At 44.7% G+C, this 19,003-nt stretch carries 24 protein-coding genes; 12 read left to right on the top strand and 12 right to left on the bottom strand.

The features are described from left to right. Nucleotides 1–87: 87 nt before the first annotated feature. The 6 genes from DWY31_RS12295 (at nucleotide 88) to DWY31_RS12270 (ending at nucleotide 5,081) form a co-directional block, all read left to right on the top strand. A complete protein-coding gene (locus DWY31_RS12295) occupies nucleotides 88–762 on the top strand; it encodes a response regulator transcription factor (protein ID WP_023921570.1) in 675 nt (224 codons plus the stop codon). Beyond that, a complete protein-coding gene (locus DWY31_RS12290; protein ID WP_118520737.1) occupies nucleotides 750–1,952 on the top strand; it encodes a HAMP domain-containing sensor histidine kinase in 1,203 nt (400 codons plus the stop codon). Before DWY31_RS12295 ends, DWY31_RS12290 begins: the two co-directional genes overlap by 13 nt. 70 nt (nucleotides 1,953–2,022) lie before the next feature. After that, the gene (locus DWY31_RS12285) at nucleotides 2,023–3,087 is read left to right on the top strand and encodes an ABC transporter permease (RefSeq protein ID WP_005333443.1); all 1,065 of its coding nucleotides are present in this window, start codon (nucleotides 2,023–2,025) and stop codon (nucleotides 3,085–3,087) included. After that, a complete protein-coding gene (locus tag DWY31_RS12280) occupies nucleotides 3,084–3,740 on the top strand; it encodes a hypothetical protein (RefSeq protein WP_243060576.1) in 657 nt (218 codons plus the stop codon). Before DWY31_RS12285 ends, DWY31_RS12280 begins: the two co-directional genes overlap by 4 nt. Before the next feature lie 4 nt (nucleotides 3,741–3,744). Beyond that, nucleotides 3,745–4,617, top strand: a complete 873-nt coding sequence (locus tag DWY31_RS12275) for an ABC transporter ATP-binding protein (RefSeq protein WP_005333452.1) — start codon at nucleotides 3,745–3,747, stop codon at nucleotides 4,615–4,617. A gap of 62 nt (nucleotides 4,618–4,679) precedes the next feature. Next, nucleotides 4,680–5,081: a winged helix-turn-helix domain-containing protein gene (locus DWY31_RS12270; protein WP_005333454.1), complete on the top strand. Its 402-nt coding sequence runs from the start codon at nucleotides 4,680–4,682 to the stop codon at nucleotides 5,079–5,081. A 32-nt stretch (nucleotides 5,082–5,113) separates the two neighbouring features. On the opposite strand, the gene DWY31_RS12265 is transcribed toward DWY31_RS12270, so the two are convergent. The 12 genes from DWY31_RS12265 to DWY31_RS12210 form a co-directional block, all read right to left on the bottom strand. Beyond that, nucleotides 5,114–5,398 carry a hypothetical protein gene (locus DWY31_RS12265; RefSeq protein ID WP_005333456.1) on the bottom strand — a complete coding sequence of 95 codons (285 nt, stop codon included), beginning with the start codon at nucleotides 5,396–5,398 and terminating at the stop codon, nucleotides 5,114–5,116. A gap of 55 nt (nucleotides 5,399–5,453) precedes the next feature. After that, entirely contained in the window at nucleotides 5,454–6,062 is a 609-nt protein-coding gene (locus tag DWY31_RS12260) for a hypothetical protein (RefSeq protein WP_005333458.1), read from the bottom strand. Then, complete coding sequence (locus tag DWY31_RS12255; protein WP_005333460.1) at nucleotides 6,062–6,439, bottom strand: hypothetical protein; 378 nt, start codon at nucleotides 6,437–6,439, stop codon at nucleotides 6,062–6,064. Before DWY31_RS12255 ends, DWY31_RS12260 begins: the two co-directional genes overlap by 1 nt. Then, on the bottom strand, nucleotides 6,420–6,998 hold the full coding sequence (locus DWY31_RS12250) for a hypothetical protein (protein ID WP_005333462.1): 579 nt from the start codon (nucleotides 6,996–6,998) through the stop codon (nucleotides 6,420–6,422). Before DWY31_RS12250 ends, DWY31_RS12255 begins: the two co-directional genes overlap by 20 nt. A gap of 5 nt (nucleotides 6,999–7,003) precedes the next feature. Beyond that, the gene (locus tag DWY31_RS12245) at nucleotides 7,004–7,252 is read right to left on the bottom strand and encodes a hypothetical protein (RefSeq protein ID WP_005333464.1); all 249 of its coding nucleotides are present in this window, start codon (nucleotides 7,250–7,252) and stop codon (nucleotides 7,004–7,006) included. Between the two features lie 19 nt (nucleotides 7,253–7,271). Next, nucleotides 7,272–7,790 carry an AbrB/MazE/SpoVT family DNA-binding domain-containing protein gene (locus DWY31_RS12240; protein ID WP_005333466.1) on the bottom strand — a complete coding sequence of 173 codons (519 nt, stop codon included), beginning with the start codon at nucleotides 7,788–7,790 and terminating at the stop codon, nucleotides 7,272–7,274. Nucleotides 7,791–7,852: 62 nt separating this feature from the next. Further along, on the bottom strand, nucleotides 7,853–8,539 hold the full coding sequence (locus tag DWY31_RS12235; protein WP_005333468.1) for a hypothetical protein: 687 nt from the start codon (nucleotides 8,537–8,539) through the stop codon (nucleotides 7,853–7,855). 16 nt (nucleotides 8,540–8,555) lie between these two features. Beyond that, entirely contained in the window at nucleotides 8,556–10,673 is a 2,118-nt protein-coding gene (locus DWY31_RS12230) for a vWA domain-containing protein (RefSeq protein ID WP_005333469.1), read from the bottom strand. Next, on the bottom strand, nucleotides 10,670–10,936 hold the full coding sequence (locus DWY31_RS12225; protein WP_005333471.1) for a helix-turn-helix domain-containing protein: 267 nt from the start codon (nucleotides 10,934–10,936) through the stop codon (nucleotides 10,670–10,672). The genes DWY31_RS12230 and DWY31_RS12225 overlap by 4 nt, the downstream gene beginning before the upstream one ends. A gap of 9 nt (nucleotides 10,937–10,945) precedes the next feature. Further along, nucleotides 10,946–12,757 carry an AAA family ATPase gene (locus tag DWY31_RS12220; protein WP_005333473.1) on the bottom strand — a complete coding sequence of 604 codons (1,812 nt, stop codon included), beginning with the start codon at nucleotides 12,755–12,757 and terminating at the stop codon, nucleotides 10,946–10,948. Between the two features lie 16 nt (nucleotides 12,758–12,773). Then, complete coding sequence (locus DWY31_RS12215; protein WP_022415111.1) at nucleotides 12,774–13,550, bottom strand: hypothetical protein; 777 nt, start codon at nucleotides 13,548–13,550, stop codon at nucleotides 12,774–12,776. Between the two features lie 141 nt (nucleotides 13,551–13,691). Further along, on the bottom strand, nucleotides 13,692–14,393 hold the full coding sequence (locus DWY31_RS12210; protein WP_005333477.1) for a single-stranded DNA-binding protein: 702 nt from the start codon (nucleotides 14,391–14,393) through the stop codon (nucleotides 13,692–13,694). A gap of 325 nt (nucleotides 14,394–14,718) precedes the next feature. Between DWY31_RS12210 and DWY31_RS12200 the strand changes: the two genes are divergently transcribed. The 6 genes from DWY31_RS12200 to DWY31_RS12175 all read left to right on the top strand — a co-directional run bounded on the left by DWY31_RS12200 (nucleotide 14,719) and on the right by DWY31_RS12175 (nucleotide 18,910). Continuing rightward, nucleotides 14,719–15,417 carry a response regulator transcription factor gene (locus DWY31_RS12200; protein WP_005333481.1) on the top strand — a complete coding sequence of 233 codons (699 nt, stop codon included), beginning with the start codon at nucleotides 14,719–14,721 and terminating at the stop codon, nucleotides 15,415–15,417. Nucleotides 15,418–15,494: 77 nt separating this feature from the next. Next, nucleotides 15,495–16,421, top strand: a complete 927-nt coding sequence (locus tag DWY31_RS12195; protein WP_118520733.1) for an ABC transporter ATP-binding protein — start codon at nucleotides 15,495–15,497, stop codon at nucleotides 16,419–16,421. Further along, nucleotides 16,414–17,265, top strand: a complete 852-nt coding sequence (locus DWY31_RS12190) for an ABC transporter permease (RefSeq protein WP_005333484.1) — start codon at nucleotides 16,414–16,416, stop codon at nucleotides 17,263–17,265. Before DWY31_RS12195 ends, DWY31_RS12190 begins: the two co-directional genes overlap by 8 nt. Beyond that, a complete protein-coding gene (locus DWY31_RS12185; RefSeq protein WP_005333486.1) occupies nucleotides 17,266–18,162 on the top strand; it encodes a sensor histidine kinase in 897 nt (298 codons plus the stop codon). A 121-nt stretch (nucleotides 18,163–18,283) separates the two neighbouring features. Beyond that, nucleotides 18,284–18,574, top strand: a complete 291-nt coding sequence (locus DWY31_RS12180) for a hypothetical protein (protein ID WP_022415108.1) — start codon at nucleotides 18,284–18,286, stop codon at nucleotides 18,572–18,574. Between the two features lie 3 nt (nucleotides 18,575–18,577). Continuing rightward, nucleotides 18,578–18,910 carry a hypothetical protein gene (locus tag DWY31_RS12175; RefSeq protein ID WP_005333489.1) on the top strand — a complete coding sequence of 111 codons (333 nt, stop codon included), beginning with the start codon at nucleotides 18,578–18,580 and terminating at the stop codon, nucleotides 18,908–18,910. The last annotated feature ends 93 nt before the right edge of the window (nucleotides 18,911–19,003 follow it).

Raw genomic sequence — 19,003 nt, 5'->3', positions numbered from 1 at the left:
TTGCCATGCCTCGCAAACCCGCATAAATACTGAATGTGTGGAGTTTTGCTCATGGCTATTGTATACTGATAAAACGAGGTGATAAAAGTGGCATATAGAATTTTGATCGTGGATGATGACATCGAATTATTAAAGATGTTAAAGAACTATTTTGAAATCAAACGATATGATGTAATGATGGCAGAAGATGGCACAGATGCTTTGGAAAAAATCCATAAGAAACCGGATATTATCTTGCTGGACATCAATATGCCTAAAATAGACGGATTAGAAGTATGCAGACGTATCCGGGGCAAAGTAACTTGTCCCATTATCTTCCTGACGGCAAAAGTGGAGGAGCAGGACAGGGTAAACGGGCTTTTATCCGGTGGGGATGACTATATACTGAAGCCGTTTAGTCTGAAAGAACTGGATGCTCGTATTATTGCACATTTGAAGCGTGAGGAGCGTCATAAAGGGAAGTCTGAATACAGATTCCACGGAGACCTCAGTATTGATTATGGAGCAAAGAGGGTTCAGATCGGTGAAAATGATTTGGAGCTTACGAAGCTGGAATATGCAATCATTGAGTTTTTGTCCATGAATCCAGGACAGGTTTTTGACAGGGAGCGGATATACGAAAAGGTGTGTGGTTATGATGCGGAAGGTGACAGCCGTGTTGTTACGGAACTGATCCGGAGAGTGAGAAAGAAACTGGCGGAATATACGCAGACAGAATACATTGAGACAGTATGGGGGATGGGGTATCGATGGAAAAGATAAGAAATTTATCCTTGAAAAAGACAATGGTTTTATATACGATACTCAGCTTGATTGTCACTTTTTTTCTTTCTGTGTCAATTATTGAGATTGCCGGGCAGATACAGGAGGAGGTCTGGTGGAAGTACGTGGATCAGGACGAGTATTATCAGGCAATGAATGACCGCAATGAAAATTTTGAGGTAGTGGTACCGAGACCGAATCAGAGTAAAATGAGCAGAATGGACTGGCATATTTCAGAAACCTGTGATTTCCTTCAGACGTACGGAGTATTGCTTTTTTCTTTTTCCGGATGTGGAATTGCGGTCAGCCTGTTTTACAAAAATAAATTAAAGAGACCGATTCAGGAACTGAAGATGGCATCACAGATGATTGCGGAGGAAGATCTGGATTTTCATATGGCTTATGAGAACGAGGACGAGATGGGGATGCTGTGCAGGGAATTTGAAAGGATGCGTGGGCAGTTGGAAGAAAATAACCGTAGACTTTGGCAGATGATCGAAGATGAGCGGGTACTGCGTGCAGCGATTGCCCATGATATCCGCTCGCCGCTTGCAATCATGCGGGGATATCAGGAAATGCTTTTGGAATTTGTTCCGGAAGATATGCTTGATCAAGAGAAAATGATGGAGATGTTAAGGGGCGGTATGCTTCAGATTGAACGGATGAACCATTTTATTGATAGTATGAGGAAGATGACGAAATTGGAAGAACGGGAATTAAACTGTTCCGTGGTAGATATCCGGCAGTTGATAAACCAGATAGAAGCTCTGGCAGAAGTCGTGGTGGAAAAATCAGAAAAGAATTTTACAGTGACGACAGTGAGAGAATCTGAAATACTGACTGCGGATGAGGAAATCATCATGGAAGTAGCGGATAATCTGTTGGCTAACGCATTCCGCTATGCCAATCAGGAAGTTAGGCTGAAGCTGACAGTGACACCCCAATATCTGAAAATGAGTATCAGGGATGACGGAATTGGATTTCAGGAAAATATCGACAGGGTGACACAGGCGTTTTATCATGAGAATCCACAGGATGACTTAAAGCATTTTGGAATGGGTATGTATATCAGCCGTATCTACTGCGAACGGCATGGTGGGAAACTGCTGATAAAAAATGTAGCAGATGGCGGTGCGGAAGTTGAGGCAGTGTTTAAAAATTATGTATTAGAAGAACAACAGCAGAAATAAATGGCTGTTGTTTTTTTGTTGTGATTTGTAGGCTATGCTGTTTGTAGAAAAAAGAAAGGCGGGATGACTTATGAAAGCAATCATAAAAAGGAATCTGAAAAATTATCTTAAAAATCCGATATTCTGGATCGGTTTGATTGTTGTTTTAATCAGTATGTACCAGACACTTGCACCCTATCTGTCCATTCATTACGTGAAGTCGGATGAAACCTTCAGGAAGGTAAAAATGGCCTCCGATGGGGATGTTATGGAGGGATGTATTCCGGCAACACCGGATAAGGAGAGAGAACTGTGGGAGAAAGAGATTGTAAAGATACTTCAGGACACAGAGAATGGGTTTGGCATGTCGGAAGTAGAGGCGGAGGCAGTGATATCTGAGATGAAACAGATGAAGATTACGGAGGCGTGTCAGTATCTGAAAACGGAATACCACTTTAATGGTGCCAATTATGTGTATGAGGACGTTTCATGGTATCAGGGAAGCCCGGAGGAAGTCAACCGGTATATCAGAGAAAATCTTGAGAAACATCCATTCTCCTATTATTTCGGAAGAAAATTTACAGATTTTGCAAGCCTGCATATGGCATTCTTTGCAACGGTTCTGCTGGCGTTTTTATTTTTCCAGGATATGAGGAAAAATACTTATGAATTGCTGCACACCAAACCGATGACGGCTTTTCAATATATTGCCGGGAAAATAAGCAGTGGATTTCTCATTATGACGGCGGCACTGGTCATTATGAATATCGTATTTATCATTTTGTGTTACGCCACGGCAGTAAAATCAGGATTTGCTATGAACATACTGGATTTTGTTCAGAATTCGATCCTGTATGTCCTGCCGAACATCCTGATGATCTGCTGTGTGTATGCGGTTACAGCGCTGCTGTTTAAGAATCCGCTTCCAGCGGTTCCGGCGCTGGTTCTTTATATCATTTATTCTAATATGCTGACATGGGACAGCAAAGGACAGTGTCATGCAAGACCATTCTCTATTATGGTTAGATTTCCGGGGAATTTTTTTGAAACGGAATTGCCACATCAGGTATATCTCAATCAACTGCTTCTTGTGGCAGCATCCATACTGCTCATGTTTATAGCGGTGTGGATGTGGAAAAGGAGGAGAGTATATTGAAGAAAGAAGTAAAAATATGTATGCCATATTATAAAATTGCATATTCAATCGCTTTTGTTGTGATATTGAGTGCAATCCAGCCTGTTGTATATGCGAATGAAATCGGGCAGGCAGTAGAAAGAGCTGTTTCGCTTCTGGCAGTCGTTTTCTGTGCAGATACTTATCTGGTGGAAGTGCAGAGCAAACGCTCGGAAGTATTCTGCCTTTATAATCTAAAAAAGCAGGCAGGGGTAGTTTATAAAAGACTATTTGTGCAGGTAGCTTATCTGATTGGAATCAGTTTGTTGGCATATGGACTCTTTTATTGGCAGAAACCGGTGAATCTGACAGAAGAATTAGATGGCGGTGCCTTGTTTGGAATTTATTGTATTGCGATTCCCGGAACTGTTTTGTTTTGGAGTGTGCTTTCCGTAACTGTCAGCAATCTGGTTCGAAACAGATGGATTGGTATGGGTGTCGTGCTGCTTTTCTGGTGTTTCTCTATTTCCGGAAAGGCAACTCAGTTTTTGAAAAACTGGGGACCATTTTCCTACGGAACTTGTGATTTCGGTAAGCTGACAGAGTGGAGCTGGCTTGGCGGGAAGGTGCTGTGCGTGGTATTTGCGGGGATGATGCTTGCATTTGTTCCTAAGATATTAAAGAAGAGAGGGTAAGATTATGAGTATAAGAATAGACGATTTAACAGTAACATTTAAAAATGGAGTGACAGCGGTAGATCATGTGGATCTGGAAATCCCACATGGGATATTTGGTCTGTTAGGTGAAAATGGTGCAGGAAAAACAACGTTGATGCGGGTGCTTACAACGGTGCTTGCACCCACAAGTGGAAAAGTTCTGTTAGATGGTACGCTATATTGCGAAGCAAATTACGAAAAGATACAGAAAAAGATTGGGTATCTGCCACAGGAAATTGATCTGTATCCGTCTTTGACTGTTCGAGAATGTCTGGAGTATATGGGAGATCTGGCTGGAATTGAGAAAAGAGAAAGCAAGAAAAGGATTGATTACTATCTGGAGAAGACCAGTCTTGCAGACCATCAGAAAAAGAAAATGCGGCAGCTTTCAGGTGGAATGAAGCGAAGAGTTGGATTAGTGCAGGCATTACTCCATGAGCCGGATTTTTTAATTGTGGATGAACCAACAACAGGGCTCGATCCGGAGGAACGCATCCGTATCCGTAATTTACTGGTAGATTTTGCAGAAGAACGCACCGTATTATTTTCAACGCATGTGGTGGAGGATCTGATGGCAACCTGTAATCAGCTTGCGGTTATGAAAAAAGGTAGATTCCTTTATACAGGAACAATGAGGGAATTATTGAATAAGGCAAGAGGGCATGTATGGGAATGCTGTACAGAGGACGAAAGCCTTGCAAGAGAATTAGAAAGAAAATATCATATTTCCAGTAAGCAGTATACGGAGGAAGGAATTAGATTAAGACTGTTAGGGGAGAATATGCCGTCAGAAAGTGGATGTATAGCTTGTGACGTAACTTTGGAAGATGCATATATCTATGTAACCAATCGATAAACATTGTTAATGAGGAGTGAAAGCTAAATGCTAAGAAAAGCAGGTGATGTTATGGGAAAGTGATGATTCTTACCATTTCTGATTCCGAAGAGGGAATCCTGAATAAAATTAAATCAGTTCTAGCCTGCGAAAGTACGTTAGAAGTTATGGAGATTACAAATTCTGAAAAGTTGACATTCCAAGGTTTGGAAATAGACCAGCTTCAGCGGAGCGTAATCAAAGATGGTAAGGTTGTGGAACTTACCAGACATGAATATGACCTGCTTTTTTATCTGGCCTTATCCCCCAATCGGGTATTTACAAAAGAACAGATTTACCAGCATATTTATGAGGATGTGGAGTCAGAAGTGGATAACCGTGTCTATGGGTTAGTCAAGAATCTGAGAAAGAAAATAGAAGAAAATCCGGAAGAACCGCACTACATAGAAACGATACGTGGTGTAGGCTACCGTTTTCGGGCATAAAAAGAGCCGTCCGATTGGGCGGCTCGAAGTATTTAAACAGCAGTTTTCTTCACTGCCTGTTTATAGTTACCGGTAGCATCGTAATCTCCAGAGAGGAGCAGATTCTGGCGAAATTGCTCCAGTTTGATCTTGAAGCGTTTCCCATCCTCAACAGTCGTAAGCATGGTAAGAGCTTCTAGCATTCCCTGAATATATCCGGTTAGCAGGTAATATCTGCAGGGTTCTTCCGATGGTGAGATATTGGACAGGGTTTCTTCCAGATGTTCCTGACGTTCCCTGAGCCATGCATCCCAGACATCCAGTTCCAAATCAGTCATGGTGTTCCTCCTTTAAATCTGATGATAATCGTCTTTGGTGTGGAGGGGAGAAGTTTCATGCACAAGCATTTTTCTGCTCCAGATCCAAATATGGATTTGTAAATTCAAAAATAATAAGTTCATCCGCATCGAACATGAGCTCCAACTCTTTTAGTGTAGCTGCTGGATATCCGCAATCTCTGAATCGTTCTAATACGTCTGTTTCCGTTTCAAATGGTTCACCGTCTTCCAGCTTTTCTCCGATTATTAAGCCACATGGAGTCAATAGGCTTTCTTCATATAAGCGGACACAATATCGGTCAGGGAAAAATAGGTGTGCTTCATCCGTGTTATAATAAATTCGTTCTCCAGGTTCTATGCTTTGCATCACAAAGGGAACATGATATGCAGCGGCTATCGCCTGATATGCTTCATAAAGTGGAGTCCATGCTGTCTCTAAAGAAAGTAGAATATACGTATCATTCCATTCCATGTAGCTGACATTTCCACGAAGAGATATTCCGGTGGAATCTATTTTCTTGTGGGAAAATAAATTGCCAATCCAGCATAAATCAGGATTCTGGTTCAGAATGATGTAGGTTTCCAGGTCCTCCCACAAGTCATATAGTCCTTCCGGATTTCCTTCTGTATAAAAGATCACATCATCACAGCAGATATTTGCCATTACACATCCACCTCCGTTCCAAAAGTTTCACCCATATTCTGGTTGGAAACCGTAAGGTTTACAGGGGATAAGGTGCCAGAGGCAAGCCATTGTTCGATTGCATCAATTACCTGCTCCAGCGTGTCGTTATAAGCCACATTGCAGTCTTCCAGTCGGAGAAACTGCAGGTATGCTTCATGAAGAAGGCTTGGATCATCACGCAGCGTTTCATATGGAAGGTTGCAGAGTCCGATTCTTTCCTCCAGACGTTCCATGGAGCGGCGGATGAAGTCGCAGGAAATAAATTGTTCCCGGTAGATGTTATAAGCAGCTTCAAGCTGGTCATAGGTCAAAATAAATGAGACTTTCTCGCAAGGATTAGATGGTTGTTCTTTCATGGTAAATTCCTCCATTCATACTATGATTGGCTGGTGGTACGGATTCTCTTTGTTCGGGAGTAAGATGTACCAGTAGTTTCCAGCGCAGGTCGATTTCTCGGTGAATCCAGGTATCATTTTCATAAACTTCATGTGTCAAAAAATTGTAAATTGTCGGTTCTTTTTCTATATCATCCAGATCTGCGACCAGACAAGTTGCCTGATTCACATAGGGCCAGAGTGCCTGTTCGACCATATGGCGTAGTTCCAGTATCAGAGGATATATCTGTCCTACATCGTAGGTTTTGGACATGCAGGAGCTGATTTTCTTCAGCATCCCGGAAGTTTGTATCATCTGGTTGATGACGGTACATTGTTCCTCCACATCTGCATCCGGATTCAGGACCAGCCGGTGGAGCAGCACAGATTTTGCATAGGCAGAAGCGGTCAGGTTGATGTTTCTGACCAGTTCTTCATACGGCTGCTTATACTGTGTCTTCAGCACTTCCAGAGGCACATGTTCCCGGTTCTTCTTTAAGGTGGAGAGGAGCCCCGAAAGGCAGCTCTCCAGTTCTTCCATTCTTGTCAAGCACACATCGCCTCCAGCTCCATCGGAACACGGGTGTAGCTGAGACGGTAAATACTGTTGCAGGTCTCAAATACCACACCGTTTTCGGATACTTCCAGAATACTCTGCACCGGACTGGTAGCAAAGGTCTGGTTATAACTATAGATCCACGCCCGTTCTCCCAGATGGAGGGGCAGGGACAGGATTCCGGTGAGGACATATTCTTTCTTTTGGGTGGTGTGTAAGGTTATATTTGTATTCTTCATTGATTTCACGCTCCTTTCCTTACTTAATTTTGTTTGCAATTACGGCAGCGACCAGTTTAGCGCATCCCAATTCCATCTCGGATAAATGCTGTCCGGTTCTGGAACAGAGAAGAAGTGCCAGCGGCTCTCTGTCTTCCCTTAAAATCGGGAAAAAAGCACAAACCGGTTGACGGGTGTTGGATACCGGGTAGACAGGGCAGTTCTCAGCAGAGATCAGTTCCTGGCCGTCCGCAACCAATTCGGCGAGTTCTTCTGTAACGGGAGTGCCTTCCGGAAGATAGATGCCCGCAGATACGAGTATGTGAGCCTCACTGCAAATTGCGATACCACAGTGGATGACACTGTAGAGGACGGAAAGATAGGAAGCCATTTCCTCTTTTCCGTTTAAGTGGGTAGGGCATTTGCGTAAAAGCAGCTCCATTCCCACATTTTCCAGTTCCAGTGCATCTCCGTCTGAGAGCTTCATTTGTTTCCGGATTTCTGCAGGGATGACGATACGCCCCTGAGAGTCCATGGTCCGGATGAGTGCAATATTCATAACTAAAGTCTCCTTTCTTAAAAAGAGGAGAAGCAGTAAAGTACCGCTTCTCTTCTGAAAATTTAGGCAGCGTAAGGCGGAGCCTGTGCTGTCTGTTGCATTTGACTGTTCTGCTGGTCTGCCAGCATCCGTTTTCCGTTATTGATCAGTGATGCAGCAATCACCGTTTCCCAGTTGGAAATATAGGAATCCGTCCGCTTCAGAAGCGTGAACAGATCCATGTCGGTAAGCTGGATGGCTGTCGTCTTTTCGGACTGGAAGCTGCGTGGCTGCATGTAGGAACCACCGTTCTTATTCTGTGCTTTGATGCCTTTCCCATTTACAATCTGGATTTTCCATGGGCTTTTCATAGGCTGCCCTTTGGAATCATAGGGATGTCTGGAGATATAAAACATCTGGGCTGTGGAATAACCGTTCTGATCGGGATTGCCGTAGATCTTGCTCTGGCTCCATTCAAATTCCTGAAAACCGGAAGTGATCCGGGTTAAGAGGAACTGGATCTGTTCCGGTGCCAGGTTGAAACGGGTGATGATATTCCGGTCTCCGGTACCGTTGGAATAATCCTGAATGGTGATGCAGATTAAAGAATGTACTTTATGCCCGTTTTCCTGATATTCCCCTTTGGCATGTAGCTGTGCATAGTTGCCGAGTGGTGCGTAGCGGAGCCGGTCATAAAAGGCAATGAGTGCCCGGTCATTCTGGATCTTGCAGATCTGGTCGGTAATCCGGTTTTGATAAGTTTCATTCATGAGTATTCACCTTCCTTTATTTGAGATGCTGTTTGACAAGCTGTGCCATATTCTTTGGAAGCTCTTCCAGTTTCGTGATATCCAGGAATCCGTCCTTGTAAATCCTGCGGATATTTTCCTTATCGTCACCAATGGCAGCCGCAAACAGGATGACATCCCGTTTTTCGTATTCTTTCTTGATGCCCCGCAGATCTGCCTCTGCTTCCGTTCCGCTGTAGCCGTAATCGGCTGGCTGACCGTCAGAAATCAGGATCAGCAGCTTCTGAAGCTCCGGGCGTGTGCACAAATGCTCTGCTACGAAGCGGAGAGCTGCGCCGTCCCGGTTCCCGTTGCGGTCGCACATATCCATCAGCCGGTAACAGTCCTCATTGTCCACAGAATCAAATTCTGCATAGGAGTAAAGAGCAACGCCGCCTGCATCCGTGGAATGCCCGTAAATGGTGATAGGGATACCGAGGCTTTTACAGAAATCATAAAGGACAATGGCAGTCTTTCTTGCATGTGTCATCCGGTCACCCCAACCCATCGAACCACTCTCGTCAATCAGGAGGGCAACAGCCAGACGTTTTTCCTCTCCTGGAAGTCTGGTTCTGGTAAAGATGGTTCCGTCTGTCTTATAGAGAGCATGGGAGTCCAGACGTTTTCCAAACAGGAGATTCTTCTGCTTTCCGCCTTGCTGTTCTTCTTTCAAAAGCGGCAGGATGGTGCTTTGCAGCTTTTTGGAAGCCCGCAGGAGCGGGGGAGCAACTGTCTGGTATTCATTCTTCAGGTAATCGGAAACACTGGTCAGGCGATGGATGGTAACATGGATGCCTGCATGGGCATTGCCGTAATGAATATCATTGGCTGTTTTCTGCAGTTCCTCGGTCAGTTCCGTCTGACAGTCTTCCTGCACCTTTTCTGCAGCCACATCGTTCAAGATCCGGAACAGATCCTCTGCAGCATGCTCATAGCCGCTGCCCTGATACTGACTGACATAAGTGACGCCGGGGTTGTTTTCATCCAGAATGGTATTGGTCTTTGTAAGAGCGATGCGCCCGCCTTCTTCCGAAAGCACCTGTTTGGCTTCCTCTATAGCATCCTCTTTGGTACGTGGACCGGAAGGAGCATTGCCCTCATCATTCCCGCTTCCTTTTGGGGAAGCTGGTTTGATATTCTTTGGAATGGCACCGCTTTTTCCGGTCGGAAGAGGAGCGCCGCTGCTGACTTCATCCCCTAGAAGATCTTCCAGAGCATCGGCAGCGGAATCCTCGCCATGCATTTCCAATTCCTCCCGTGTTTTTTCGATGAGCGGCTGGATATAGTTCCAGGTCAGGGCTAAGAGCGCATTGGAAACCAGCATCCGGTCAGTGCCTTTTTCCGATTCCATTGCCGTATCCAGAAGATCGGTACAATCGGAAATGGTATCCAGATAATCCCCCTGATAGCCGGTGGGATTGTTGATGTTTCCGGTCCGGCAATAGGAAAGGATCAGGTTGGCAATGATGGAAAATGGCTGGTATTCTTTGTCAATTTGTTCCTGTATGGAAGGAATCTGTTCGGACATACGCAGGTTATTGAGTTCAATCCCCTGTCGGAAGGTGCCGTGGAATTCCTCACACATACGGTCTTCAATATGGATGTCTTCCAGAATGTTTTGAAAAGTTGCGGCGCATCGTGCCAGTGTCAGGCATCCGGCTTTGTCCTTTTCTTCTAACACTTCTTTGATCTCCTCCAGTGCTGTCTGATAAGCTGGAAGGGATAGCTCCGGCTCCTTCGGATAGAAGGAACCGTTTTCCAGACTCCTCAGATGAACAGCGTGGGCTGTGAAATCAGAATAGAGTAAGTGCCCCACTTCATGCCCGGTGAGCCCTGTCAGGCTCTGGGAACGTAAGAAACGGGTGGGGAAAGACTGGGTGATCGGGTTCGCTGCGTTGAGATGTACCTTATAATTGTCGGTATATGCAACGCCTGCCTGTTCGGAAATGTCCCAGTCCAGCAGTACCTGCAGTCCATACCGGTAACGTCCGGTAACGGCTCTGGCAAGGGAGGTCTGGTACTTCTGATAGGCAGCGGAGAGGAATAACTCCTCATCCGCAATGGAATCCTCTTTTGCCCGGATTAGTTTCTTTAAATTTCTTTGGCTGTGATTCACGTGATATTCTTCCTTTCTTTTCTTAGATTTTTTGTCAGCAGTTCCTCCATCGTGCAGCCGTAATACACAGCAAGGCGAAGGACGGCATAAGCCATCGGGGAGGAGTTTGCATTTTCATAATTCATAATGGTTTTCGGGGGAAGATTTAAGATTCTGGCAACTGCCTTTTGTGATAACTTCGGTGTTTTGGCTTGCCGGAGATAAGACAGATTATCTGCCAGATGCTTTCGGATCTGGGCTTCTGTGAGTGCTGCTTTTCTCATAGGCGTGTCCTACGCAGCAAGCACAGTATCCAGACAGCTTTCTTCCACTTCCGTACGGTTCTCAGCATCGGCAGAGGCAGAGGCAAGCACCGTGTAACGGGCCGCTTCCCGGATATCCCCGCAGACCATGTAGGACTGCACCCAGGAAATCAGCTCCCTCATGCCACAGCAGCCATCTGTAATGAGATTTTCCCGGCAGTAGACAGCCATGGATTTGACAATGCGTGTCATCAGACGTACCGTTTTTGCATCCTTGCATCCGGTAACAGCCATGGCACGTTCTACCTGTGTATCCTCATCCGGTTCATCCAGATCAATCACAAGGTTCATTCGGGAAATGACAGACTGGTTCATCTGTTTACAGCCTGCATAGTCATTGTTTGTGGTGATTACGATGGTCGTATCCGGATGACGGTGGATGGTTTCTCCGTTTGGAAGATATACGCTGTTACAGCGGTCTAAAAGGGAGTTAAGTCCAACCAGTACACCGGGATTAGCAATGACCGTAGGCTCCTGTATCTCAAGAATATACCCATAGCGGATGGCTTCGACTAGAGGCGTATCCACATACTGGAAGTTCTGTCCGGAGGTGTGTTCCTTATAATAGCTGTGCATTTCATCAAAAATCGTATCGATCAGCTTCTGGTAGGTGTCCTCGGCAGAAATTTCTTCATCATAGTTTCCGGTCAGCTTCTGATAGGCACCGGAGGGATCTAACTGGATTTCCTGAAAAGACGGGTACTGCCGCTGAAGCCGGGTGCGTTTTCCGTCCACATCCGGAAGAATCTGACCTAAAAGGTCGAATACCTCTGTATTTGCGGAACAGGTAATGCAGCGGTAAGGAAGGTGAAGTGCGGAAGCAATGGCTTTGGCTCCTTCGGTCTTTCCGGTACCTGCCGGTCCCCGTAAAAGAAAATTCCGCATCGGCTGTGTGGTATCCGTTGTCAGTTTTGCGTGTTCGCAGATCCGTTTGATTTCCGGAGGGATGATGTACCACTCTGCCAATGTCGGAACAGATACCTCCTCTTCCGGAGACAGCCTTCGGGATGCGGTCAGGATAAATTTCCCAACAAAATCATCTCTGGAAATGGCTGCCTGTGCTTTCTTAAATCCACTTCCTGGACGTAACACCTGAAAGTCTCCATGGAGCACTTCGGTTGGTGCATAGACCCCCTTCTGGATATTTAACGGTTTGATCAGCGACAATACGCCGTTTGCCGGAAGGTCAATCTTAACACCACCGGTCGGGAGACCTGATGCATAGCGGGTTCTCCGGTAAATGTTGTCGCAGAGAACGGCTGCTGTTTCCGCAGCGGCGTCCAGATCGGGATAACCGTTGTCCCGGTGCGCTTTTAATTCCTGATACTTTTCATTACACTCTTCATCTGCCAGAAAAACCGGCATCAGTGCGAACAGCAGAGCCGCACCGGACTGTTTGGAGTCTTTAAATTCGTATTTTTCCGGTGTGCTTTCCACATCCGGCGGAGGAGTATAGCAGCCTCCGTAAAACTTTCCGTTTAGCTGGTTGTAGACAACCACCTGAAGATCACCGGTTTTGCTCGGATATTCCGCCACAACAAAATTGTTGGATTGGGTACCGACCGCCCCAAGCTTTTCCGGCGGGGTACTGCCAACCGGGTTTTCCAGCTCCAGATAAGCAAGGACTGCCCGCAGGGTAGCTGCATGAAGCGTGGATTTTTTCCGTGGCTGAGTACAGTATTTGGATGCAATGTCATCAAAGATTGCATGGTCCGTATAATCCTCAAATGGTTCCGGGAGTTTGCGTTTGAACCCCCAGGTTGCTACGATGTTATTTGCCATGATTCGTTCCTCCTTCTTATGAGATCCAGGACAGTTCCAGTGCCTGCTCGGTCTCTTCTGTGGTCAATTCATCTTCAGTAAAAATCTCCGTCAATTCGCCCCAGTAATCTTTGGGCGGGAAATGTTCCAGCTTTCCCCGGACTTCCGGTTCAGTGCCGTTCAGAATATAGACATCTCCCTGCTCGTTGATAAACAGCTTTTCATAGCCCCTTGCCTGTAAGTCACCGACCAATTCCATCAGTAGCGGTTTCCCAATCAGGGAATACCATGATTTGGGATTAACGGCTGGTCTGGAATCCGGATTTCCTTCTGACGGTTCCTTTTTATGTAAGGATTCAATGGTCATCATCTGAAGCGTCAGACTGCCACGGGCATCCATGAGAATTTCCGCAAAATTATAACTTCCGGTATTCCGTGTGCGAATCCGTAATGGTTCCCCATCCAGTATCTGGGAGAGCGGTGGTTCTTTCACAAAATCCCATGTGGCATCCGGGAAGGCTTCCTTGAGCTTTCCGGTAATCTGGAATTTGATCTGTCTCCAGAGAATGGTTTCCAGATCAGGTGTTCCTTCCAGATGACGAGTTCTTTCTGGGCGTTTTCGTAGCTTATGCTCCCTGTTTTTCAGGCGTTCCGTGAAAAGCGGGAGAAGATAACTGAACAGCGTGACTCCGATACCGATCAGGGCAATGCCTGCAATCAGAAGCCGGTTGGCATCCTGTGGTACGAAAAGTGCTGCAAGAAACAGTACAAGCACGACAAACTGTAAGAATTTTTTTCGATTTGATTTTTTCATGAGCTGATTCCTTTCTGATTCATGATTCTTAGACAAGCCCGGAAGCTGGATGGGAAATCGCCGCTTCCGGACATGAAAAAGAGGAACTGCATCATCACAAAGATGATAAATGCAATTCCTCAACATAGGGTTCCTTGAGAGTTAATAGGGCAACTGGGATGCCATCTGTTCCGGCACATTTTGAAAGCCGTCAGTTGGCTGACTGCCCGGCATACCTCCGTAATTTGGCATTCCGGTATAACTGCCCTGCGGCGGGTAGCTGCTCTGTGGCTGACCGGTTCCGTTTGGCGGAGCCTGATACTGTCCGCCATTTGCAGGAGGCGTGTAGGCACCGTTAGCAGGAGCCATTCCCTGCTGTGGATAGCCGCCAGGCATTGCCTGATTCTGGTAGCTGCCATTGGGATTTCCCTGCATTGGGTAGCTGCCATTGCCGGCTGCACCGGGCGTTGCCGCACCACCATTCGGCTGGCTGTTCTGGTTTGCACCCGGATGTCCGGTATTGCTGTCAGAACGGTTGGATGGTACAAAGTGCCAGTCCTTGACATTGATCCTCGGACCGGCATTTGCCTGCCCCGCATTCTTTCCTTTCTGATAAATGAACGGATGAAGCTCCAGATCACCATAGATCATCAGCCCGGTTCCTTTCTTTACGCCTGCTTTTGCTAAGCGTTCTGCAAGGAACTTGTTAAAATAGCACTGATAGTAAATGGTTTCTTCCTTTCCATCCTGGCCTCGCTGTGAAACTGCAATGTCCAGAGAAACATATTCCGTACCGGAATTTTTTCCTTGCTGCATCTCAGGATCTCTTGTGGCCCTCCCTAAAATTGTTAAAATTGCTGACATAAAAATTCTCCTTTCTGCCTCTTTGGGCGTTAAAATAGATTAAAATAAAAAAAGTGCCATTATAGCACCGTATAAAACGGCAGTATAATGACACGATTTTCCAAACTTAAACTGCATATGCTTCTGGATGAATGGTCCAGACTCCCATGACGGGACAGCACAAAAACTTAAATACAAGATTATATTAACACAAGATATAGCATATGTCAAAAGAATTAGAACTATATATAGCATATGTAGACGAGGTGGAAGGATAATATCAAAAGAATTTTGGACATAGTTATAAAAGTGCAATATAATATTGTTTAAATCGGAAAATGGAAGGATGAGAAAAATGGAGCAGAAAAACAGAATTCTGATTGTAGAAGACGATACGGATATCAATAATCTTTTATATACGGCATTACAGAAAGCAGGGTATGAGACGGTACAGGCTTTTTCCGGGACGGAAGCGAGGATGCTGTTCCAGATGGATAAGGCGGGCTTTTCTTTGATTCTATTGGATCTGATGCTTCCGGGAATTTCAGGAGAAGAGGTGCTTGCCCAGATTCGGAAACAGGGCAATACGCCGGTTATTGTCCTGACAGCCAAAGACGGATTGGATGAAAAAATCGGGCTTCTTACCAGTGGGGCAGATGATTACATTACAAAACCGTTTGAGATACAGGAGGTGCTTGCCCGGATTCAGGTTCAGCTCCGCCATATGCAGCAGGAGCCGGAACATAAAAGCGTGTCATATAAAAACCTGGAACTGGACCGTGAGCGCTTTGAAGTCCGGATTGCCGGAGTGCTGCTTCCCAAAATTACAAAGCAGGAATTTGCAATTCTGGAGCTTTTACTGGAGCATCCGAAACAGGTCTTCAGCAAAGAAGAGATTTTTGAATATGCGTGGGATGAACACTATATGGGAGAGACAAAGACACTGGATGTACATATCAGCAATATCCGGAAAAAGATAAAAGCAGTAACGCAGGAGGAATATATTGATACCGTATGGGGAATCGGCTACCGTCTGCATTCTTAATCTTTACTCTTTTTTTACTATTTATTTGCGTTTGATTAGGATTTATCCGATATGATAACAGCAGATAAGAAAAGGAGATGAAAGCATTGAGTGAATTGTTATTAAGTACAAATGGATTGACGAAGCAGTATGGTCATCATAAGGCAGTGGATAAAGTAAACCTTCACATAAAAAAGGGTGCTATCTATGGATTTATCGGACGGAACGGTGCGGGAAAGACGACTTGCCTGAAGATGATCAGTGGACTTGCAAGACCGACAGCCGGAGAGATTGAGATGTTCGGGTGTAAAGGAAAAGAACTGGAGAGGATTCGTTCTCGTGTGGGGTGTCTGATTGAAGCACCGGGGCTGTATGGCAACATGAATGCATATACAAACCTGAAAATAAAATGTGAATTGTTTGGTATTCGGAAAAAGGGATACATCGAAGATATCTTAGAGACGGTCGGACTGGAAGGTGTCGGAAAGAAAAAAACGAAACATTTTTCCCTTGGAATGAAGCAGCGTCTCGGAATCGGGCTGGCACTGGTCGGGGAGCCGGATCTCCTGGTCCTTGATGAACCGATCAATGGGCTTGATCCCCAGGGAATTGCAGAGGTGCGTGATACCATACAGAGACTGCGAGATGAACGGAATATGACGATTTTGATATCCAGTCATATTTTAGAGGAATTATCTAAGATTGCAACGGATTATGGAATTATCCATAATGGAAGTCTTCTGCAGGAGCTGACAAGCGAAGAACTGATGAAACGCTGCAGTGAACGGATTGAAATAGAGTTAATCCATCCGGAGCAGGCAGTCCCGATTCTGGACAGAATGGGATTTACCAACTATCAGGTTACAGATAAGAGCCATATCCATATATTTGAACGATTGAATGAAAGAGCCAATGTCAATATGGAACTGGCAAAAGCAGGAATTTTGGTCAATGGAATTTCCATTACCAGTGAAGAACTGGAAACCTATTTCTTGAATCTGACAGGAGGGAATCAAAATGCTTAATATGATAAAAATGGATCTGTACCGGATGGTCCGGACAAAAAGTATGTATGTGGTATGGATTGTGATGGCGGCAGCTATATTCTTCTCCACATCCATGTCGAAACTGGATATTGATACGATGAACAAGGAAGCGGAACAACAGCAGACAGAAAACATTGCAGAAACAGTGAAACCAGAAACCATCAATATGGGAATGTCCGTATTCCTGCCGACACAGCCGGGAGAAAAAGTAACGGTCTTTGATCAGGTATATGCAAACCTGCAGGCGAAGTTTGTGGCGTTGTTTCTGGTGATTTTTACAGTGCTGTTTTCCAGTGCAGATATAGGAAGCGGTTATATTAAAAATATCGGCGGGCAGGTAAGGAGCCGGAGAAACCTGATCTTTTCCAAAGCTTCCGTGTTGTTTGTGTATACGACTGTTACCATGCTGCTTTATTTCATCATTCAGATTATTGCACAGCAGATGTACTTCGGATATCTGGAGTGGGGGAATGGAAGCGAGTTGCTGAGATACTTTGGTATTCAGATTTTGCTTCATTATGCACTGGTACTAATCAGTATGGCGATTGCGGTGGTTTTGAACAGCAACGTGTTCAGCATGACGATTGTTATCTGCCTGTGCATGAATACCATGATTGTCTTATACGGAGTGATCAATCATTTGATCCAGAAGGCAGGTGTGGAGAATTTCCAGATTTTGAAATATACAGTGACAGGAAAGATTGCACTTTTATCCATGTCACCGACCAATAAGGAATGCCTGACGGCAGTTGTGATTGCGGCGGCGTTCGGAATCGTGGTTACATTACTGACAGCATGGGTATTCAGAAAGAGAGATATCTAAATGATAAAACTAGGGTTCGTGCTATTGATAGCAGTGATACTGGTACAAGGAATGTTATTTTGGAAATACCAGCGGCAGGTGAAAGACATCTGCCGCCAGTTGTCGTTTCTGATGAAGCACGACAGCAACATGCTGATTACCAGAGAAATGGATTTTGGAGGCATTGGTGAGTTGGCAGATGTTTTAAACGAATGGCTGGAACTGAAGCGAAGGGAAAAGAAGGAATACTTGAAGAAAGAGGAGATGATTTCGGATACATATACAAATCTCTCACATGATATCCGTACTCCTTTGACATCCCTTGACGGATATTTTCAGTTAATGGAAACCTGTGAAGACCAGGAAGAGCAGAGACGGTATATGAAGATCATACAGGAGAGAATCGGCAGCCTGAAAGAAATGCTGGAAGAATTATTTACTTTTACAAAACTTAAAAACGATTCTTTTCATCTGGAAATGTCATCCTGCTGTATCAACAAGATTTTGAAAGATACCATATTTTCCTACTACGATGAATGGACGGGCAGAGGAATTGAACCGGAGATACAGATTACAGATAAACTGCTGTTTATGAACGGAAATGAACAGGGAATCCAGAGAATTTTTCAGAATATCATAAAAAACGGACTGGATCACGGGGAGAAGAAAATCAGTATTTCACTGGAAGAAGTTGAAAACAACATCCGGATACAGATAAAAAATCAAGTATGTCATGTGGAAAAAATAAATGTAGATCAGGTGTTTGAACGGTTTTATAAAGCGGATGAAGCACGCAGTAAGACTTCCAGCGGTCTCGGCTTATCAATTGCGAAAGAGCTGGTACTTCGTATGGATGGGAAAATCAGCGCCCGGATAGAAGGGAATGAGTTCTGTGTGGAGATTGTGTTTCCAAAATAAAAGGAAAAATTTATATTAAAGCAAGTGAAAATGGGGAATGACTTTATATAGGTTTCATGGTAGAATTACAGTAGAAAGAGAAGAGTCACTCAGTCATTTGTTGTATGAAAGGATGAGTATAATGTATAAAGTAGAACTTAAATTTGATACAAGCAAGCTCGCTCCGGAAACGGTAAATCAGATGTGTGAACAGGCAGATCAGATTTTTGAGCAGGAGGATTTAAGCTGTGCAGTCAAAGCCCTTGGAAGCAGGATTTATCTTGACCGGGGACGCAAGCAGGACTATGGAAGATTCTGGGCAGCAATCTTTCAGTTGAAAAACTCCGTAGGAATTGCAGAGAATTTGTTAGAGTGTTTCTGGTATAACGGAACAGAAAAGGAGAACCTGATTACAGACTTTATAAGGAACTAACAGATGGACAGCTTACAGAGGAAAGGCATCAATTTTGACCTGAATACACAAGCACTAAAGGAATATTATCCGAAAGGTGACTGGCATAATGCATATGCGGATGTAAGGGACTTTTTTGAAGCAAACGGATTTGAGCATATTCAGGGATCGGGATATCATTCGGTGGAAGCAATGTCAGAAGCAAAAGCCATGGCAGTTATTTATCAGATGACAAAAGAATTTCCATGGCTCAATTATTGTGTGAATGTGTGTACCATATCAGATGTACCGGAACTGTTTGATATCTCGCATGTATTTGCCAGAGAAGCGGAACGGTTGGAAAAGAAAAATGCATGATTTGACAAATTATTTCCAATATGTTATATTCATCTCAAGCAAAAAAGGGAGTAGCTGAACGCCTTGAAAGAGGTGGTTTTGTAACCGACAACC

Source organism: Dorea sp. AF24-7LB (genome assembly GCF_003478575.1).
GTDB lineage: Bacteria > Bacillota > Clostridia > Lachnospirales > Lachnospiraceae > Dorea_D > Dorea_D hominis.
Note: the sequence above shows the minus strand (reverse complement) of the source record. Positions and strands in the feature narration are given on the sequence as shown.

Excerpts from the sequence above, each read along its gene's own strand:
- DWY31_RS12200 (WP_005333481.1), top strand. The coding sequence starts at position 14,719 with ATGAGAAAAATGGAGCAGAAAAACAGAATTCTGATTGTAGAAGACGAT.
- DWY31_RS12235 (WP_005333468.1), bottom strand. The coding sequence starts at position 8,539 with ATGAATGAAACTTATCAAAACCGGATTACCGACCAGATCTGCAAGATC.
- DWY31_RS12250 (WP_005333462.1), bottom strand. The coding sequence starts at position 6,998 with ATGGAAGAACTGGAGAGCTGCCTTTCGGGGCTCCTCTCCACCTTAAAG.
- DWY31_RS12195 (WP_118520733.1), top strand. The coding sequence starts at position 15,495 with ATGAAAGCATTGAGTGAATTGTTATTAAGTACAAATGGATTGACGAAG.
- DWY31_RS12260 (WP_005333458.1), bottom strand. The coding sequence starts at position 6,062 with ATGGCAAATATCTGCTGTGATGATGTGATCTTTTATACAGAAGGAAAT.
- DWY31_RS12220 (WP_005333473.1), bottom strand. The coding sequence starts at position 12,757 with ATGGCAAATAACATCGTAGCAACCTGGGGGTTCAAACGCAAACTCCCG.
- DWY31_RS12245 (WP_005333464.1), bottom strand. The coding sequence starts at position 7,252 with ATGAAGAATACAAATATAACCTTACACACCACCCAAAAGAAAGAATAT.
- DWY31_RS12225 (WP_005333471.1), bottom strand. The coding sequence starts at position 10,936 with ATGAGAAAAGCAGCACTCACAGAAGCCCAGATCCGAAAGCATCTGGCA.
- DWY31_RS12190 (WP_005333484.1), top strand. The coding sequence starts at position 16,414 with ATGCTTAATATGATAAAAATGGATCTGTACCGGATGGTCCGGACAAAA.
- DWY31_RS12210 (WP_005333477.1), bottom strand. The coding sequence starts at position 14,393 with ATGTCAGCAATTTTAACAATTTTAGGGAGGGCCACAAGAGATCCTGAG.
- DWY31_RS12185 (WP_005333486.1), top strand. The coding sequence starts at position 17,266 with ATGATAAAACTAGGGTTCGTGCTATTGATAGCAGTGATACTGGTACAA.
- DWY31_RS12175 (WP_005333489.1), top strand. The coding sequence starts at position 18,578 with ATGGACAGCTTACAGAGGAAAGGCATCAATTTTGACCTGAATACACAA.
- DWY31_RS12270 (WP_005333454.1), top strand. The coding sequence starts at position 4,680 with ATGATTCTTACCATTTCTGATTCCGAAGAGGGAATCCTGAATAAAATT.
- DWY31_RS12255 (WP_005333460.1), bottom strand. The coding sequence starts at position 6,439 with ATGAAAGAACAACCATCTAATCCTTGCGAGAAAGTCTCATTTATTTTG.
- DWY31_RS12265 (WP_005333456.1), bottom strand. The coding sequence starts at position 5,398 with ATGACTGATTTGGAACTGGATGTCTGGGATGCATGGCTCAGGGAACGT.
- DWY31_RS12290 (WP_118520737.1), top strand. The coding sequence starts at position 750 with ATGGAAAAGATAAGAAATTTATCCTTGAAAAAGACAATGGTTTTATAT.
- DWY31_RS12180 (WP_022415108.1), top strand. The coding sequence starts at position 18,284 with ATGTATAAAGTAGAACTTAAATTTGATACAAGCAAGCTCGCTCCGGAA.
- DWY31_RS12275 (WP_005333452.1), top strand. The coding sequence starts at position 3,745 with ATGAGTATAAGAATAGACGATTTAACAGTAACATTTAAAAATGGAGTG.
- DWY31_RS12240 (WP_005333466.1), bottom strand. The coding sequence starts at position 7,790 with ATGAATATTGCACTCATCCGGACCATGGACTCTCAGGGGCGTATCGTC.
- DWY31_RS12285 (WP_005333443.1), top strand. The coding sequence starts at position 2,023 with ATGAAAGCAATCATAAAAAGGAATCTGAAAAATTATCTTAAAAATCCG.
- DWY31_RS12215 (WP_022415111.1), bottom strand. The coding sequence starts at position 13,550 with ATGAAAAAATCAAATCGAAAAAAATTCTTACAGTTTGTCGTGCTTGTA.